1 protein-coding gene is annotated in these 250 nt (G+C 42.8%); it reads left to right on the forward strand.

Annotated elements, in window-relative coordinates:
• Positions 1-69 precede the first annotated feature (69 nt).
• A partial coding sequence (locus C5470_RS22585; protein WP_207627088.1) for a hypothetical protein occupies positions 70-250 on the forward strand: 181 nt, incomplete at its 3' end.

Here is a 250-nt window from a genome sequence, read left to right on the forward strand (position 1 = left end):
TATACCCTATAGATTTCAAGATGCATCGCGACGGCAAGGGAGCGAATCCCCGGGAGCATAGCAAACTATGTGACCGGGGTGAGCGAGTGCAGCCAACAAAGAGGCAACTTGAAAGATAACGGGTATAAAACCCCCAAGAATACGTCCCGACATTATCCCTATGCTATGATGAGTTGTCTTTATGATGTTATGAATGGTTTGATATATGACATTGATCTTGTTGAACATAATAATGAAAGAGCTTGTGCAT

The sequence above is a fragment of the Photorhabdus stackebrandtii genome (genome assembly GCF_011189495.1).
GTDB classification, from domain to species: Bacteria; Pseudomonadota; Gammaproteobacteria; order Enterobacterales; family Enterobacteriaceae; genus Photorhabdus; species Photorhabdus khanii.